Source organism: Chryseobacterium sp. CBo1, assembly GCF_001693475.1.
Lineage (GTDB): Bacteria > Bacteroidota > Bacteroidia > Flavobacteriales > Weeksellaceae > Chryseobacterium > Chryseobacterium formosense.
On sequence record NZ_MAUH01000001.1, the window covers coordinates 111,967 to 128,940 of the forward strand.

Annotated in this window: 15 protein-coding genes; 5 read left to right on the forward strand and 10 right to left on the reverse strand. The window is 34.1% G+C overall.

Going from position 1 to position 16,974, the window contains the following annotated elements:
• Window positions 1-149: 149 nt before the first annotated feature.
• Complete coding sequence (locus tag BA768_RS00605) at window positions 150-995, reverse strand: RteC domain-containing protein (protein WP_065719301.1); 846 nt, start codon at window positions 993-995, stop codon at window positions 150-152.
• Window positions 996-1,328: 333 nt separating this feature from the next.
• On the opposite strand from BA768_RS00605, the gene BA768_RS00610 reads away from it, so the two are divergent.
• From BA768_RS00610 to BA768_RS00620, 3 genes are all read left to right on the forward strand, one after another.
• A complete protein-coding gene (locus BA768_RS00610; protein ID WP_034678146.1) occupies window positions 1,329-2,210 on the forward strand; it encodes an SDR family oxidoreductase in 882 nt (293 codons plus the stop codon).
• A gap of 310 nt (window positions 2,211-2,520) precedes the next feature.
• Entirely contained in the window at window positions 2,521-3,348 is an 828-nt protein-coding gene (locus BA768_RS00615; RefSeq protein ID WP_065719302.1) for an endonuclease/exonuclease/phosphatase family protein, read from the forward strand.
• A 228-nt stretch (window positions 3,349-3,576) separates the two neighbouring features.
• Window positions 3,577-4,281 carry an FKBP-type peptidyl-prolyl cis-trans isomerase gene (locus BA768_RS00620; RefSeq protein WP_065719303.1) on the forward strand — a complete coding sequence of 235 codons (705 nt, stop codon included), beginning with the start codon at window positions 3,577-3,579 and terminating at the stop codon, window positions 4,279-4,281.
• 94 nt (window positions 4,282-4,375) lie between these two features.
• On the opposite strand, the gene BA768_RS00625 is transcribed toward BA768_RS00620, so the two are convergent.
• The 5 genes from BA768_RS00625 to clpB form a co-directional block, all read right to left on the reverse strand.
• Window positions 4,376-5,020: a response regulator transcription factor gene (locus BA768_RS00625; protein WP_034678158.1), complete on the reverse strand. Its 645-nt coding sequence runs from the start codon at window positions 5,018-5,020 to the stop codon at window positions 4,376-4,378.
• The gene (locus BA768_RS00630) at window positions 5,017-5,802 is read right to left on the reverse strand and encodes a sensor histidine kinase (protein WP_065719304.1); all 786 of its coding nucleotides are present in this window, start codon (window positions 5,800-5,802) and stop codon (window positions 5,017-5,019) included. The genes BA768_RS00625 and BA768_RS00630 overlap by 4 nt, the downstream gene beginning before the upstream one ends.
• On the reverse strand, window positions 5,778-6,428 hold the full coding sequence (locus tag BA768_RS00635; RefSeq protein WP_034678160.1) for a hypothetical protein: 651 nt from the start codon (window positions 6,426-6,428) through the stop codon (window positions 5,778-5,780). The genes BA768_RS00630 and BA768_RS00635 overlap by 25 nt, the downstream gene beginning before the upstream one ends.
• A 10-nt stretch (window positions 6,429-6,438) precedes the next feature.
• Window positions 6,439-6,921 (reverse strand): hypothetical protein, encoded by a 483-nt coding sequence (locus BA768_RS00640; RefSeq protein WP_065719305.1) that lies wholly within the window; start codon window positions 6,919-6,921, stop codon window positions 6,439-6,441.
• Window positions 6,922-7,088: 167 nt separating this feature from the next.
• Window positions 7,089-9,683, reverse strand: a complete 2,595-nt coding sequence (clpB, locus tag BA768_RS00645; protein ID WP_065719306.1) for an ATP-dependent chaperone ClpB — start codon at window positions 9,681-9,683, stop codon at window positions 7,089-7,091.
• 391 nt (window positions 9,684-10,074) lie between these two features.
• On the opposite strand from clpB, the gene BA768_RS00650 reads away from it, so the two are divergent.
• Window positions 10,075-10,650, forward strand: coding sequence for a TetR/AcrR family transcriptional regulator (locus tag BA768_RS00650; protein WP_065719307.1), 576 nt, complete (start codon window positions 10,075-10,077; stop codon window positions 10,648-10,650).
• 78 nt (window positions 10,651-10,728) lie between these two features.
• Window positions 10,729-11,748 carry an LLM class flavin-dependent oxidoreductase gene (locus BA768_RS00655; protein WP_034678165.1) on the forward strand — a complete coding sequence of 340 codons (1,020 nt, stop codon included), beginning with the start codon at window positions 10,729-10,731 and terminating at the stop codon, window positions 11,746-11,748.
• 41 nt (window positions 11,749-11,789) lie between these two features.
• On the opposite strand, the gene BA768_RS00660 is transcribed toward BA768_RS00655, so the two are convergent.
• From BA768_RS00660 to BA768_RS21175, 4 genes are all read right to left on the reverse strand, one after another.
• Entirely contained in the window at window positions 11,790-12,236 is a 447-nt protein-coding gene (locus BA768_RS00660; protein ID WP_065719308.1) for a PH domain-containing protein, read from the reverse strand.
• A 130-nt stretch (window positions 12,237-12,366) separates the two neighbouring features.
• Window positions 12,367-15,405, reverse strand: coding sequence for an AAA family ATPase (locus BA768_RS00665; RefSeq protein WP_065719309.1), 3,039 nt, complete (start codon window positions 15,403-15,405; stop codon window positions 12,367-12,369).
• Between the two features lie 169 nt (window positions 15,406-15,574).
• Entirely contained in the window at window positions 15,575-16,783 is a 1,209-nt protein-coding gene (locus BA768_RS00670; protein WP_065719310.1) for an exonuclease SbcCD subunit D, read from the reverse strand.
• Window positions 16,784-16,787: 4 nt separating this feature from the next.
• Window positions 16,788-16,949, reverse strand: coding sequence for a hypothetical protein (locus tag BA768_RS21175; RefSeq protein WP_165571786.1), 162 nt, complete (start codon window positions 16,947-16,949; stop codon window positions 16,788-16,790).
• Between the last annotated feature and the right edge of the window lie 25 nt (window positions 16,950-16,974).

The following is a 16,974-nucleotide window of genomic DNA, read 5'->3' on the forward strand; positions in this document are numbered from 1 at the left end:
AATCTCAGAAAACACTTGTATAATAAGAGTTTTGAAATATTTGAGATATTTTTCAATAGCATTTTGGTACTGTTTGCCAATTGGCAGATATGGGCAAAGAAAAAGCAGCACATTTTGTGTACTGCTTGTAAACTGCTTTGTTGATGTGGTTAAAGGTCTTTGTCCATATATTCCTCTAATGAAGCTTTAAGCTGGTCTAAAAATGCCGTTCGGGAACCTGCCCTTGTTTTCATTCGGTGGAAAGAGTGATGTATATCGTTTAAGGGAGTTCGGAATAACACCTGAAAAATCAAAGCTAATTTACGGATGCCTACTTTTCCGTGTGCAATAGAATTTGAAGCATATAGGGCGTATATCAGTTCGATAAGTGCATTTTGTGAATTTGTCCACGAAATATCTTTGTTAGCATCCAAATTCTGCAAAATCGTATCGGGATTTTCTTCTGGATTTACTTTAGTAAGCACATAGGTATAAAGTAGCTCATTCGCTACAATGTGGGCTATTTTGTTATCAAAATATGTTGAAAAGCTGAGATCAATTTCAAATACGGTACTCTTTAAACCATCATGATAGTTGATTTGTCCGAGCTTGAAATAACTGTGGTCACGGTCTGTTCTGCCAGCACGATAATACCTGTAAAAATCTTCATTGCAAATACTTTCTTTATATTTTAATTTGAGACCTTTTAATAGATTTTCGTAATAGCTTTGATGTATTTTGCCATTGCTCACGGGGCAGGTTGTTTCGATGCGGAAGACTTTGTTATAGTAAATAAGCTTCCCTAGGATGTTTGGTTTAATGTTCTTGAAAAAATCAATCTCTTGTTGCTCATTTGCAAATCCATCCCGTAAGATTTGGGATTTTATTTCGCATAGCATTTTCTTTAGAAATAAGGTCATTTGATAAGCCTCTTCCGACATCTGCATCATTTGAGAAGAAAGTTTATCTTCCTGATGCTCAATTTGCACTAATATTTTATTCAACACGATTTCCATAGCATAGTCTTTTAGAGGTTCTCACTATTTGTTCAGAGTTGGAACTATTGTTAACATGCCAAAATTTGGAAATAATAATGAAACCAATATCACAGATTACCCCCTATGGGGGAATTTTTATTTATGGATAGGGAACAAAAAAGGGCAAAGTAATAATATACCTTACCCAATTATTTAGTAGATTTGCATTAATGATTTACAAGGTAATCAAATTAAAGCGAGTGCATTAAGCACCATTACTAAATCGTTACCGATAGTGTTTTCCACTCTTGTAAACTACTCTTTATTAGCCGCTTTGGGCTATATTAATCTTTTTTAAGAAAAAATAAAATTATGAATCTTTATACACAGCCAATGTTGCGTGAAGACGCTCTGAAAGATAAAGTTGCTATTGTAACGGGTGGCGGAAGCGGATTGGGAAAAGCAATGACCAAATATTTTCTTGAACTCGGTGCAAAAGTGGTGATTACTTCCAGAAATTTAGAAAAACTTCAGGTTACTGCGAAAGAATTGGAGGCGGAAACAGGCGGAAAAGTCTTTTGCGTTGCTTGTGATGTAAGAAACTGGGATGAGGTCGAAGCCATGAAAGAAGCTACCATAAAAGAATTCGGAAAAATTGATATTTTACTTAATAATGCAGCCGGAAATTTTATTTCACCAACCGAAAGATTAACACATTCTGCGTTTGATTCTATATTAGATATTGTTCTAAAAGGGACAAAAAACTGCACACTTTCCATCGGAAAACATTGGATTGATTCTAAAACTCCTGGAACAGTTTTAAATATTGTTACAACGTATGCTTGGACGGGTTCTGCTTATGTTGTTCCTTCTGCCTGTGCAAAAGCAGGTGTTTTGGCGATGACAAGATCTTTAGCAGTTGAATGGGCGAAGTACGGAATCCGCTTTAACGCTATTGCTCCGGGACCTTTCCCAACAAAAGGAGCTTGGGACAGATTGCTTCCGGGAGATTTGCAGGAAAAATTTGATATGAGAAAAAAAGTTCCGTTGAGAAGGGTAGGAGAACATCAGGAATTGGCAAATCTTGCGGCGTATCTCGTTTCTGATTATTCAGCTTATATGAATGGTGAAGTTGTGACAATTGATGGTGGAGAATGGCTTCAGGGAGCAGGAGAATTTAATATGCTCGAAGATATCCCGCAGGAAATGTGGGATGCTTTGGAAGCTATGATTAAAGCGAAAAAGTCGAATTAAGTTTAATACATTATCGTTTTTTACCGCAAAAGATTCAAAAGATTTTAATTTGTTATAGGAATTCAAAAGCTAGCAAAACAATTATAAACCTTTGCTTTTATATTTTGCATACTTTTGAATTTCTCTATTTCCAATTTTTTCTTTTGAATCTTATGCGGTAAAAAAAAGAATATATTTTATCTCTTTTTTTTAAAATGAAATTAAGTTTAAACTGTATAATTCGAAAATTATTTAACAATATAATCATCACAATAAAGCTTCTCTGTAAAAGAGAAGTTTTATTTTTGTATTCAATTAAAATTAAACCCTAATGAATTTCAGATTTTCAGCTTTGTTAATGCTTGTTTTTGCGTGGAGCTTTTCTCAGAATTTAAAAGTAATGTCGTTCAACATCAGACTCAATGTAGATTCTGACAAAGAAAACTCATGGACGAACAGAAAACAAGATGCACTCGATCTTTTAACGTATTATCATCCTGATTATTTCGGGGTTCAGGAAGCACTTCCCGAACAGATGAAAGATATTAAAAACGGATTGAAAAATTACGATTACGTAGGAGTTGGTCGTGAAGACGGAAAAGAAAAAGGAGAATTTTCTGCCATATTTTATGATACAGAAAAACTACAAATCGTAAAATCAGGAACGTTTTGGTTGTCTGAAACACCCGAAAAACCATCAAAAGGTTGGGATGCTGCTTTGAACAGAATCTGTTCGTGGGCAATTTTTAAAGATAAAAAATCGAAGAAGGAATTTTTAGCGATGAATATTCATTTTGACCACATCGGAAATGTGGCGAGAGTAAAATCATCCGATTTAATTCTTGAAAAAGCGAAAGAATTGAACCCGAAAAACTTACCAATGACTTTAACAGGTGATTTCAATTTAACGGAAGATACAGAACCAGTACAGATTCTTTCAAAAAATTTGGATGACACATTTTATAAATCAGAAACTAAGCATTACGGCCCTGTTGCAACGTTCACCGGTTTCAACGTAACCGAAGTTCCAAAAGAAAGAATCGACTATATTTTTGTGAAAGGTTTTAAAATAAAATCTCACAGACACATCAACGACAGAAGAGAAAATCTGCTGTATCCTTCAGACCATTTTCCTGTTTTGACAGAACTGCAGTTTTAAAAATTATTTAAAGAAGCTTTAGATTAGAAAAAAAATAGTAGAGATTATAGGTTATTTCGGACAAAATTTAGATTTAAAACCAATTTTTAAAGTAATTATTAATGATAATCAGTTTAATTTTTGATGAAATTTAATAGAATTTTTTTTAACAACGGGAAAGTTTCTGCAATTAATGATAGATTTGCAGCAATAATTAAATTCGTTAATAATAAATTATAAAATTATCAAATGAAAAAACAGACTATTGCATTATTCTGCATGGCAATATTTAGCGTTTCTTGCGCTCAGAAAAATGAAGGGAAGAGCGACAGCAAATATACTGATGACCAAAAAGCTTCGTATTATATCGGTCTGAATATCGCTCAGAATATGAAACAGGAAGGTTTCAAAGTAGATGCAGATCTTTTGGCTCAGGCTATTAAAGAAGAGATGGCAGGAACAAAGAAACTGATGCCGGCTGAAGAAATGAATACTTTCATGCAGGAATTTATGCAGAAGCAAAATGAGAAAAAACAATCTGAAGCTTTAGCACAGGCAGACGGAAATAAGAAAAAAGGGCTGGATTTTCTTACAAAAAACAAAACAAATCCTAAAGTAAAAACTACCGCTATAGGTTTGCAGTATGAAGTTTTACAGGAAGGTGACGGCAAAACAAAACCTAAAGCAACAGATGTAGTACAGGTGAAATATACCGGAAAACTTTTGGACGGAACTGTCTTCGATTCTACCGATAAAAACGGGGGTAACCCAATGGATATTAATCTTGGTAGCGTAATAAAGGGTTGGACAGAAGGTATTCAGCTGATGAGCAAAGGTTCTAAATACAGATTCTATATTCCTTCAGATCTTGCTTACGGAGACCGTGGAGCAGGTGCTGCAATTCCTCCGGGTTCTACTATTATTTTTGATGTGGAATTGATAAGTATTAAATAAGACTATTATTTTCTAAATAAAAAAGAAGCTGAAAAGCTTCTTTTTTTATGCTTATAAATATGAAATTTATATTCAGGATTGAAAAAAACGTTATCTAAGATTCTGCAAAACCATTTTTTATGGCAAAAACAGCTAAACCGACCCTTGTTTTCAGTTCAAACTTTTCACAAAGCTGATCTCTGTAGCTTTCAACTGTTCTCGGGCTGCAGCACATTTTCTCTGCAATTTCTTTGTAGCTGAGTTCGGTAACAGTATAGGTAAGAAATTCTTTTTCTCTTTCTGAAATTTTTATTGCTTTTTCGTTTGTCTTATCACTATTGATGTTCGAAAAAATAATTTTAGAAGCCCATTCCGGATAAAAAAAACCATCACTGCTTAGCTTTGAAAGAGCCGTTTCCAGATCTTTTGGATGGGTGTTTTTCAGAAGATAACCCTTTGCTCCGTTTTTAATCATTTTGATGACACTGTTGTCGTCACCCTGCATACTGAGAGCCATTACTTTGATTTCGGGATAATTATTTTTCAACCATAAAGCCGTTTCGAAACCATCCATTACCGGCATACTGATGTCGAGAAGAATTATATCGGGAATTTTGCCGCCACTTTCAAATTTTTCGATGAGGTCTTTACCGTTTTCCGCAACATCAATGACCTCAAAACCTGTGAAGTTATCAATGATTCCCTGAAGCGCTTTGGCAATAAGTATATGGTCGTCAACAATTAAAATGGTCTTTTTCATAGTGGTTTCTTTAACTTGATTTCAATAGAAGTTCCTTTATTTTCAAAACTTTTCAGGCTAAATTCTGCTCCGATGATGGCGGCTCTGTTTTTCATATTGGTAAGACCGATGCCATTTGACAGGGTGTTATCTATATTAAACCCAATTCCGTCGTCTTTTATTTTGAGTTCCCAAAGGTTTTCCTCAGAAGTATTGAGTGTAATCAGAATGTTTTCGCATTGCGAATGCTTAATGCTGTTCTGAATAAATTCCTGTGTGATTCGCAGCAAAACATTTTTGTGAACAAAATCCAGATCAAGATTATCAAAATTATGCTCAAAATGAATCTTGCATTTTTTCAGAATATTGGCATTGTCTACTTCTTCCTGAATTAAAGTTACAATTTCTTTCTGGTTGATGTTGTCATCCGTCAATGTTTTAGAAAGACTTCTCAAATCCTGCAACGATTGATTGATAATTTGCGAAACCTGATCTATCCTTTCACTTTCTTCTGTAACCTTATTTTCATACAGTAATTGTTGTGTATAAAGGCTCGCTAAGGTTAATTTCTGCCCGATATTGTCGTGAAGTTCACGCCCGATCTGCTGCATTGTTGCTTGCTGAATTTCGAGTTGTGTTGCCAAAAGTTCTTTTTGATGAATTTCATTTTTAAGCTGAATTTCACTCAGATATTCCATTTTTCGTTGCTTGTATTTTCGAACATAAATGGTTACAGCAATGATAAACATTGCAAAAAAAGCATTGAACAGTGTAATGGTTAAGAATAATTCTGTTTTCCCCATATAAAAGAGCTTGCAAATAACAGGTACATCACAATTCCAGACATCAGAAAATAGCTGAAATAAAGATTCCATATAGGTCTATGCTCCAGCAACTGGAAGTAAAATGCCCAAAATGGTAATGTTCCAATATAAAACAAAGTTACTCCAAGATTGATATAAAACATTCTGTTTTTGGCAAAATTCAGGATATTATCAGAGTTAATCTGCTTGTAATATTCCATTATTACTAAAAACATCAGAAGGAGACTACCAAATGTGTAATTAAATGAAAAAATATGCTTATTCTTTAGAAAATAAAGTTCGTTTGGAATATAAGCCAAAGCAAACATCAGCGAAAATCCCCAGAATAAGTATTTCTTTTTAAGCGACTGATATGCATACAACCAATAAAGGAATATAAATTCTAAAGGAATTACAAAATAATTGTAAAACAGATTTTTCGGATACGAAATATATTCTCCACCATATTTTCCGAATATTTCGCAACAAAAAATAATAATGAGAAAAAACGAAAAGTAACGATAATGGGTTGCTTTAATTTTTTTGTAGTACAAAATTGATAGCAGCGCAGCAATGCCTTCGCTTAATCTCATACCACTCTGTAATAACATTTGAAAGTCAGTCATCTAAAATATGTTAATAAGTCTCTACAGTTGATGTATCTGGCGGAACCAAGCTGCCGTGATTTTGAGCCAGTGCCATAACAGGCCTTATTGCCAATGATTTTCCTTCTTCTTCACATGGATTGAAATCGTAGTTCAGACCGTCTTCTTTTTTTGTAGGAATCATTACTAAAGTATGTCTTAGAGCATAATCTGAAGGTACCGGCGCTTCCGGAAACTCAGGGTAGGCTGCATAGTAAAATCTTATTCCCAGATCTGCATCTGTTACAGTAGGATCTATTATGGCGGCTTGTTCTTCAATATCTTCAATGAAGCTTTTCAGTGTGGGAAGATCAAACCAGATGGAATTTGCATCTTCAATACTTAGATTTTCATTAATAAAACTCAGCTGGTTGTTGTGATAGTTGTCTACTAAACTCTGGATCAAAGTGGTGGGTAGCAAACTTATCATCGGTGGAGTTTTTTCTCTTCCGTTTTCTTTTGATTCACTTTTCATGCTAATAGGTTTCAGTTAGGAAGCAAATTTCTGAAAAAAATGTTACATCACAACATCGTGTTTTTCCGATGAAAAAAACCGTGTATTTACGGATTGTATAAATAGAATAGGTGTTGCAGATTATTCTACAACACCTATTCATAAAAATAATATATGAAAAAAACTACTTATTGTTCTGCAGGTCTGAAAACTAAACCTGTTTCTTCGAAATAATCTAAAGTGATTCTGTCACCGTCATTTACTTTTCCTGCTAAAATTTCTCTTGATAATTTATTTAAAACTTCCTGTTGAATAACTCTCTTCAACGGTCTTGCCCCGAAAGCAGGATCGTATCCTTTATTCATCAGATAATCTACAGCGTCTTGAGTTGCAGTCATAATGATATTTCGTTTTGCCAGCATATCATTGAATCCTCTCAACTGATAGGTTACAATTTTTCCGATTTCTTTTTTTCTTAAAGGCTGGAACAATACGACCTCATCGATTCTATTTAAGAATTCCGGACGCAATGTCTGTTTCAATAAATCAAAGACCTCATCTTTTGTTTTGTCGACGATTTCATCCTGATTTTCATCGGTAATATTTTCAAAATTTTCCTGAATAAGGTGCGAACCTAAATTCGAAGTCATAATGATGAGTGAATTCTTAAAATTCACGACTCTACCTTTATTATCCGTCAAACGACCATCATCCAAAACCTGCAACAGCGTATTGAAAACATCCGGATGCGCTTTTTCAATTTCATCTAAAAGCACTACAGAATAAGGTCTTCTTCTTACCGCTTCCGTCAATTGTCCGCCTTCATCATAACCCACATATCCCGGAGGCGCACCAACAAGCCTAGACACGCTGTGTCTTTCCTGATATTCACTCATATCAATTCTTGTCATATTGTTTTCGTCATCGAATAGAAACTCAGCTAAGGCTTTTGCAAGCTCGGTTTTTCCGACACCGGTTGTTCCTAAAAATAAGAATGAACCAATAGGTTTTTTATCATCGCTTAATCCCGCTCTGTTTCTTCGGATTGCATCTGCAACGGCTGTAATCGCTTCATCTTGACCTACAACTCTGTGATGAAGTTCGGTTTCAAGATTTAATAATTTTTCTCTTTCGGATTGAAGGAGTTTTGTAACAGGAATTCCCGTCCATTTTGCAATCACTTCAGAAATGTTCTCAGAAGTTACTTCTTCTTTAATTAATTCATTCTGATGGTTTTGCATCTCCAATTCCAGTTTTTGCAAAGCATCTTCTTTTTCCTTTATTTTTCCGTACTGAATTTCCGCTACCTTTGCATAATCTCCTGCTCTCGAAGCTCTTTCTGCTTCTAATTTAAGAGATTCTATATCTTTTTTAATCTGAGTTAAATCTTCAGATTTTTGTTTTTCCTTCAACCATTTTGCATTGATTTCATTTCTCTGCTCGGAAATTTTCGAAATATCTTCTTTTAAATGATCGATTTTCGTCTGATTTCCTTCTCTTGAAATGGCTGCCAATTCAATTTCCATCTGCATTAATTTTCTGTCTAGAACGTCAAGTTCTTCCGGTTTTGAATTGATTTCCATTCTCAATTTAGCTGAAGCTTCGTCAATCAAATCAATCGCTTTATCCGGTAAAAATCGGTCTGAAATATATCTTTGAGACATTTCCACCGCCGCAATAATCGCTTCATCTTTGATTCTTACTTTGTGGTGAGCTTCATATTTATCTTTAATTCCACGAAGAATGGAGATTGCTGATTCGGTATCCGGTTCTTCCACCATTACCTTCTGGAAACGTCTTTCTAACGCTTTATCTTTTTCAAAATATTTTTGATATTCATTCAAAGTCGTTGCACCGATGGCTCTTAATTCTCCTCTTGCTAAAGCTGGTTTCAGAATATTCGCGGCATCCATCGCACCTTCACCGCCTCCAGCTCCAACCAATGTGTGGATTTCGTCGATGAAAAGAATAATTTGTCCGTCTGATTTGATGACCTCATTAACAACGGATTTTAACCTTTCTTCAAATTCTCCTTTATATTTTGCACCGGCGATCAAGGCTCCCATATCTAATGAATACAAAGTTTTATCCATCAGATTTTCAGGAATATCTCCGCTGATAATTCTGTGCGCAATTCCTTCAGCGATCGCAGTTTTACCAACTCCGGGTTCACCAATCAGAATCGGATTGTTTTTTGTTCTTCTCGAAAGAATCTGCAAAACTCTTCTGATTTCTTCATCACGACCGATTACTGGATCAAGTTTACCTTCTGCAGCAAGTTCGTTAAAGTTTTTAGCATATTTATTTAAGGATTGATACGTTTCTTCTGAACTTGCAGAAGTTGCCTTCGATCCTTTTCTTAATTCTTTAATTCCGCCTTCCAAAAGATTTTTCGTGACGCCCATATCTTTCAGCATTTTTGAAACTTCTGAACTGGTTTCTAATAATGAAAGCCAAAGATGTTCGATCGTTACAAATTCATCACCCATTTTTTTAGCGATGTTGGGAGCATCAAGCAAAACTTTGTTTGCAGATTGTGAAAGGTAAATATTTCCGCCCTGTACTTTAGGAAGTTTTTCAAGATTTTCACGGTTGCGCTCTCTTACCAAAGTAGCATCTGCTTCAGATTTTTTTAATAAGAAAGGCGATATATTTTCATCTACCTGAAAAATTCCTTCAAGTAAATGTTGAGGTTCAATCTGTTGATTGCCAAATTCCATTGCCACTTGTTGTGCCGCCTGGATGGCTTCTTGTGATTTTACAGTATATTGATTTAAGTTCATATTTTGTTTTTTTGATTCTTTAATCTTTGGTTTAAATTTAGATTTTAGACATCAGATTTCAGACCATAAGAGTCTAATAAATGTTAATTTTTAAATCCGATTTTCTAATTTCTGATGTCCTCAATCTATTCAATCATTTAATTCGAAGAGATTATCACAAAAAGTGTTCAATTGTTGATTTTTTAAAAATAGCGGACAAAATTTCCGGAATATTCAATTTTGGTGCAATTTTATAAAGACAAAATTTCCGAATTCATTAAATTCAAATAAAATTTGTGGAATAACCGTCAGTTTAAATAAAATTAAAATTATTCATTTTAAACTTTGTTTTAAATCATCTCATGAAAATCAGATTATTAAAATCAAAATAATTACTTTTGCCTTTTACCAGATGGAGCTAAAAGAAAAACAGATCAAAATACTCGAAGTCGCTGTAGAACTTTTCAAAGAGAAAGGTTATATGGGCAGCTCGGTGAGAGATTTGGCTACAAAACTCAATATCAAAGCGGCATCTTTATACGCACATATTCGTTCTAAAGAAGAAATTCTTGAATGGATTTGTTTCGGAGTAGCCAACGAGTTTTTTGAGGAGCTTCAGCAAGTAAAAAATACCAAAGTTTCTGCTCAGGAAAAGCTTAATTTATTTATTGAAAAACATTTATCGGTTGTTTTGAAAAACCGCGATGTAACGCATATTTATTCCAACGAATGGAAGCATCTTGAAGAAAGATTACCCGAGTTTGTCGAACTCAGAAAAAATTATCAGCAGGAAGTTGAACAACTGATTTCTGAAATTTATGAAGCCCAAAACTGGGAACTGAGATCTCCTGCTTTTACGACAAGATTTATTCTTCATACTTTAAATAATTCTTATTTCTGGTTTAAAAGAAATATAGAATCTACATCGGAAATTACCGATGAGATTAGAGATAAGATACTTTTTGGTCTTTTAGGAAATCAAAAATAAGCTCCTTCCGTTCTTATCATTCATCAATGCTTTTGAATTTTCATTCGTCTAATTTTGTCCTATCTAAAAAACAAAAATATGGAATTAGGAATAGGAATGTTTGGCGACTTGGGTTTCGATCAAAATACCGGAAAATATAAAGATGCAGGAATAAAAATCCGTGAAATCATCGAACAGGTAAAATTGATGGATGAGGTCGGGATTGATGTTTTTGCAATGGGAGAACATCATCGTGCGGATTATGCAGTTTCTTCGCCAGAAATGGTTTTGGCTGCAGCGGCAAGTGTAACCAAAAATATCAAATTGGCAAGTGGGGTTACGGTTTTAAGTTCGTCTGAACCCGTAAAAGTGTATGAAGATTTTTCAACATTAGATCTGATTTCGGATGGTCGGGCAGAAATTTTTGTCGGTCGTGGAAGTTTCATCGAATCTTTTCCTTTGTATGGGTATTCTTTAAATGATTACGAAGAATTATTCGATGAGAAATTAGAATTATTATTAAAAATAAATTCACAAGAAAACGTTTCGTGGACAGGTAAATTGCGTGCCCCAATGCAGAATCAGACGGTTTATCCGAGAGCAAAAAACAACGGAAAACTTTCCATCTGGAGAGCGGTTGGTGGAACTCCGCAATCGGTTTTAAGTGCTGCAAAACTGGGAATGCCCTTAGTCGTTGCTATTATTGGCGGAATGCCAATTCAGTTTAAAAATTTAATTGAATTTTACAAACAGGAATATCTGAATGCAGGTCACCCTGAATCTGAAATGCAGATTGCGATTCACTCACATACTTTTGTAAGTGAAGACCAAAATGTTGTCGACGGATATTTTAATAATTATAAATCTCAAATGGATAGAATCGGAAAATCCAGAGGTTGGTCTCCTTACACGAAAATGCAGTATGAAGGCGGAAGAGCAAAAGAAGGTGCGTTATTCATCGGGAATGCCAATGAAGTTGCTGATAAAATCAATTATATGAAAGAGATTTTCGGAATTACAAGATTTATCGGTCACATGGACGTTGGAGATCCTGCAAATGATGTGATGATGAAGTCTATTGAACTGTTTGGTGAAAAAGTTGCACCACAGGTAAGATAAAATAAAAACTCCGCTGAAAATATTTTCAGCGGAGTTTTTATTTAGATTGTCTCAAATCTAGCTTTATATTCATTCAGAAGGCCTGCAAGTTTTTGTGCAGACATTCCGTATGTATCAGGAAAAGCACCTGTTTTTGATTTCATGGTAGAATTTTCCAAAAGCTTTTGGTCGATATCAAAAACCACCATTTTATTAACGAAAATATACTTTGTTCTAAAACTACTGACAGCTTGCCAAGGAATAAAAGTAGTTCTGAAAAGGTTTTTCATCTCGATTCCTCTTTCGTCGATTTTCAAATAAGAAGAATCGGGAATGAGATTAATAATAAAAATAAGCAGACAGATTCCGAAGAAAACAATGTTCAGCACAGCAATCAGCATATTTTTTTCTAACAATGAAATTCCTAAAGCAACAAAACCGATACTTACCAGAATAAGAATGATACTTTTTACTTTCGAAGGCTTTAAGATAAGGGGTAAATTTTGCATGATAATTTTTAATGATTCAAATGTAAACAAAAATTAAAAATCTTTTATTTTCAACTGATGTGTTCTAAAATATTTTCAAGTATTAAAACTAATCTAATGTGACTTATGTGTTAAAAGTTTGTGTCAAAAATCAAACAATCTCGATCAAACTTCCCTTTTCCTCATCTTTCGTAATATTCAGCGATACCGGAATTTTCTCTTTCAATTCTTCCACATGCGAAATAATTCCTACAATTCGGTTTTCTTTCTGAAGATTCATCAGCGTTTCAAACACAATATTCACCGATTCCACATCCTGAGTTCCAAAACCTTCATCGATGAAAAAGAAATTTTTCTCCGACTGCGCATTGGTTTGAACACTCTCAGCCAAAGCCAACGCAAGACTCAAAGAAACCTGAAAAGCCTGTCCTCCGGAAAGCGTTTTTACACTTCGGCTTCGGCCTTCATTCAGATAATCGATAATTTCAAAATCGTTATTTTCGTTAAACTGTAAACTTAGTTGATTTCTCGTCATCCGATGAAAACGAACATTGGCATGGTCACATAACTGACGAAGATAAATAGAGGAAACATACTGCACAAAACCAGCTCCTTTAAAGAGATTGGTCATGATTTTCAGGTTTTCTGCACGTTTCTGAAGTAGCGCCAAATCCTTTAAAAGATTTTCTTTTTTCCTGAATTCTTTTTCAAGCCTTTCAATTTCTGTTGCGATTTTTACCACAGAATCGTTGGCAGTTTTTAAATCATTTTCAAAAGTTTTGAACTGATTTTCAATGGTTAAAAATTCTTCATCGTTAAATGAAAAATCTTTAAGCTTATTTTCCAGTTCAAGAATACTGTTTTTCAACGTTTCAAACTGAATTCTGAATTGCTGAATCTGATTTCTTATTTCCCGAACATTGATTTCCTGAGCAAGAATTTGATAGACTTCTTCCACAGTGCTGAATTGCTGTTCAGACAAAGCTTTTTCAATCTGATTTGTATTCTCTGAAATTTCTTTTTCCAGTTCTGAAATCCGTTTTTCCAATTGATGAACAATCGTTTTTTGTTCGGCTAATTTGGGCGAAATTTCTTTTTCTTCTTTGATGAATTGATTATAATTCTGCTCAGTTTCAAGATTTGAATGTGCAAGTTTAATGTAAGTTTCTTCCACATCAACAATCACTTTTTCCTTGTAATTACTCCATTCTAAAACCTTTAAATTCCTTTCGTTGGTTTTGATCTGCTCTTCTTTTTTTGCTTCATCAAGCCTGAATTTTTCCAACGCCTTATTGTAACTGTCGAGATTTTCCCTTTCTTTGTCCAGATTTTTTTGTTCCAAAGAAATTTGCCGATTTAGCTCATCAATTTGTTTTTCAATGGAAAAAGATTGCTGTCTTTTTTCCTCGAAATCATTTTGATTTTCTGAACTAAATTCTTTCCAGATAAAGCCTTTTAAATGCTCATCAATGTTATTTTGGATCTGCTTTAAACTTTCTTCTTCCGATTTCAACTGTTCTTCAAAAATCTTTTTCCGGTCTAGAATTTTCTCGATTTCTAATAATTGTTTCTGAATATGTTCTTTTTGAATTTCAAGCTGCTCAATCTGCTTCTGAATTTCATTTAATTCTGAATTCACATCATCAAAATGCACAATATTCGGATGTTCCAAAGCGCCACAAAGCGGGCAGGATTCTCCGTCATGTAATTCGTTGGCAAAATGTGCCAGTTTCTGTTGAACTTCAAGGTGATTTCGTTTTTCAGAAATTGTTTTTCTTTGATTTTCTAAAGTTTCAATCTGAGTTTTAAAATCATTTTTAAAAGTTTCAGGATTGATTTTAAATGGTTTTAATTCATCAAGAATTTTTTGGGTTTCAAGTTTTTTTGAATCAATTTTTCCTGCTTGAATTTGTAATGTTTCGGTTAATTTTTGCCTTTCTGAAAACCAATTCCCAACATTTAAAAGTAAATTGGAATCTAATTTTTTAGGCTTTAAAAGTTCAGCATTTTTTGAAAGTTCTTCAATCTTATTTTGAATTAACTTTTGGTTGGCTTCAACTTCTTTTACTTTTTCCGAGCCTTTTTTAGTTCGTTCTTTTAAAGTTTCGATCTCATCCGAAAATTTAAGCATCTGAAGAATCAGACTCAAATCATTTTCCTGAATTTTAGACTGATGTAAAGCTTCATATTTCGGTTGAATTGCTGAAAGCTTATTCTTCGTATTTTCAAACTGAATTTCAGTTTCCTGTAAAATTTTAAACTGCTGTTCTTTACTTTTCTGCTGTTCATAAATTTCTTTAGCAAGTTTATTTTTTTCAGAAACTAAAGGCGTAAAAATCCTAAAAACGCTATCGTAAAGCTCTGTCTTTGTTTCTAAAATATCAATCTCAGATTTCTGTTGAGTCAGTTTTTCAAAATCAGATTTTTTCTGATGCAACATCTCAAAATCATCTTTTAAGGTTTTCAGTTTTACATATTTTTCTTCTGTTTCTCTGAAAACGTTCTGTACTTCTTCAAACTTTTGCTGCTCCGTTTTTAAATGTTCTTTCTGAGCCGAAATCTGTTCTTCATTCACTTCTTCAAAACCTTTTAGCTGACCTTCCAACTGATCGAGTTCTGATCTGTTTTTTGCATTTAACACCGAAACATTATTCTGCAGATCAAAACGCTGAAGACTGAAAATTTCCTTCATCATATTGGTTCGTTCCGTTGCGCCGAGTTCCAGAAATTCTTTAAACTGACCTTGAGGAATAATGATGGTTCGCTTAAAATTTGCATAACTCAATCCCACTAATTTTTCCGCATTAGAATGTTCCAGAGGAATCCAGTTTTCATTTTTCCATTCGTAAAACGTAACGGTGGGTGTTTTTACATCTTCAAAATTCTTAGAATTTCGTCTGAATTCTCTCGTCGCACGGAATTTTTTATTTTCATAATTCAAAAAATCAAACTCGATATACGATTTGTTTGATTTCAGATTCATCATATTGTATGTGCGCTTATCTCTTGCATTCAAGCGTTCAGTTTCACCGTACAATGCAAAAGAAATGGCTTCCAAAATAGAAGATTTTCCGGAACCGACCGAACCGAAAATGCCGAAAAGTCCGGCTTCCGTAAGATTTTCGAAATCGATTTTTTGCCTTTCCTGATAAGAATATAGACCTTCTAAAGTCAATTGAATTGGAATCATAAAGAGAATATTTAAATTTAAACCATTAAGATTTATTAAGTAGTAAAGTTTAGGTTAAGGAAATATCTAACGATATTCATTAAGCGAACTGCTTAATTCAGATTTATCTGAATCTTAAAATATCTTGCAGTCTAAAATTTCTTAATGGGTTAAAAATATTTTAGATAAATTATTTTTCGGAAGCGATTTCATTAAACAAATTAATGAGCTCTTCATTTGCTTCCTGACCACCGTTTTTAGATTTAAAATAATCTTTAAACAACGTTTGTATATCCTGATTGAGATTAATTTCACTCAGATTGCTTTCGTGAGTTTCCTGATTTTTTATCTTCGGAATCAGATGAACAATTCCGCTATGCGATTGATACAGTCTTTTTCTCTCATCAGCGGTTAAAAACGTTTCGCTCTCTAAAGCCAGTTCGACCAATGTATTTGGATTTTCATTAAGCCATTCCACTGTATTTTCGATAGAATTAAATGTTTTTCTGACTAATTTTTTGCCGTTTTGCAAAGCAATTTTTTCAAACGAAACTTGTTGATTGGGTTTGATATCAATAATGGAAACATATTTCGTCTGTCCTGCTTCACTAAAGCTGTAGCAAAGTGGAGACGACGAATAAATCACAGGTTTTTCATCCGTTCCGATATTCTGAAAACCATGTAAATGCCCCAACGCGGTATATTGAATCTGTGGTGGAATAATATCAGAAAAAACTAAGTCTGCATTTCCGATTTTGATGGGTTTTTCGCCTTCCGGTTCTTCTAATATTGGAGCTCCTTTTTTATTTATATACAAATGCGTCATCAAAAGATTGACTCCGTTTTCATCACAAAAATAATCTGCATTTTTCTTCCAATGTTCAGCTAAAACATTGTTCAGTTCAGCTTCTTTGTCTTCTCCGAAATATTCTTTCAGACGAATTTCATTGGCATAAGGCGTGTGAAGAATTCTGATGGGGAAATTCTGATGTTGAAGTTCCATTTCGATAAATCCTTCTGCAGATTTTGAAATTTTAAAATGTTCGAGTTCAAAAGGCTGAACGGTCGCCTTCGGATGACCAATTAAAATAATGCCGCATTCTCTTGCTAAAGGGTCGGGTGCATCAATCAGGTTTGGAGAATCGTGATTTCCCGAGATAGCAATAACGGGACGTTTTCCATTTAAAGATAAACGCTTTAAGGTTTTATAAAAAAGTTCTATGGCTTCCACACCCGGATTAAAATTATCAAACAAATCTCCGGCAATCAAAATTAAATCAACATTCTGTTCATCGGCAATCTGAACAATTTCTTCCATCACCAAAACCTGTTCTTCCAGTCTGGAAAAACGGTCAAGACGTTTACCTAAATGCCAATCGGCGGTGTGTAGAATTTTCATGTATTTAATCTTCGTTTTCTTGCTTCTCGTCTGATTTTTCTTTTCTATTTTCACGCATTTCCTTCAAACGGTTTTTCCTTTTCAGTTCGGCTTCCTGAATTTTCCTTTTTTTATTGTCGATCTTTTTTTTGTGTAATTTTCTGTTGGAGTCGGTATTCCTGCTCATCTCAACTCTATTTTAGATAAATTTT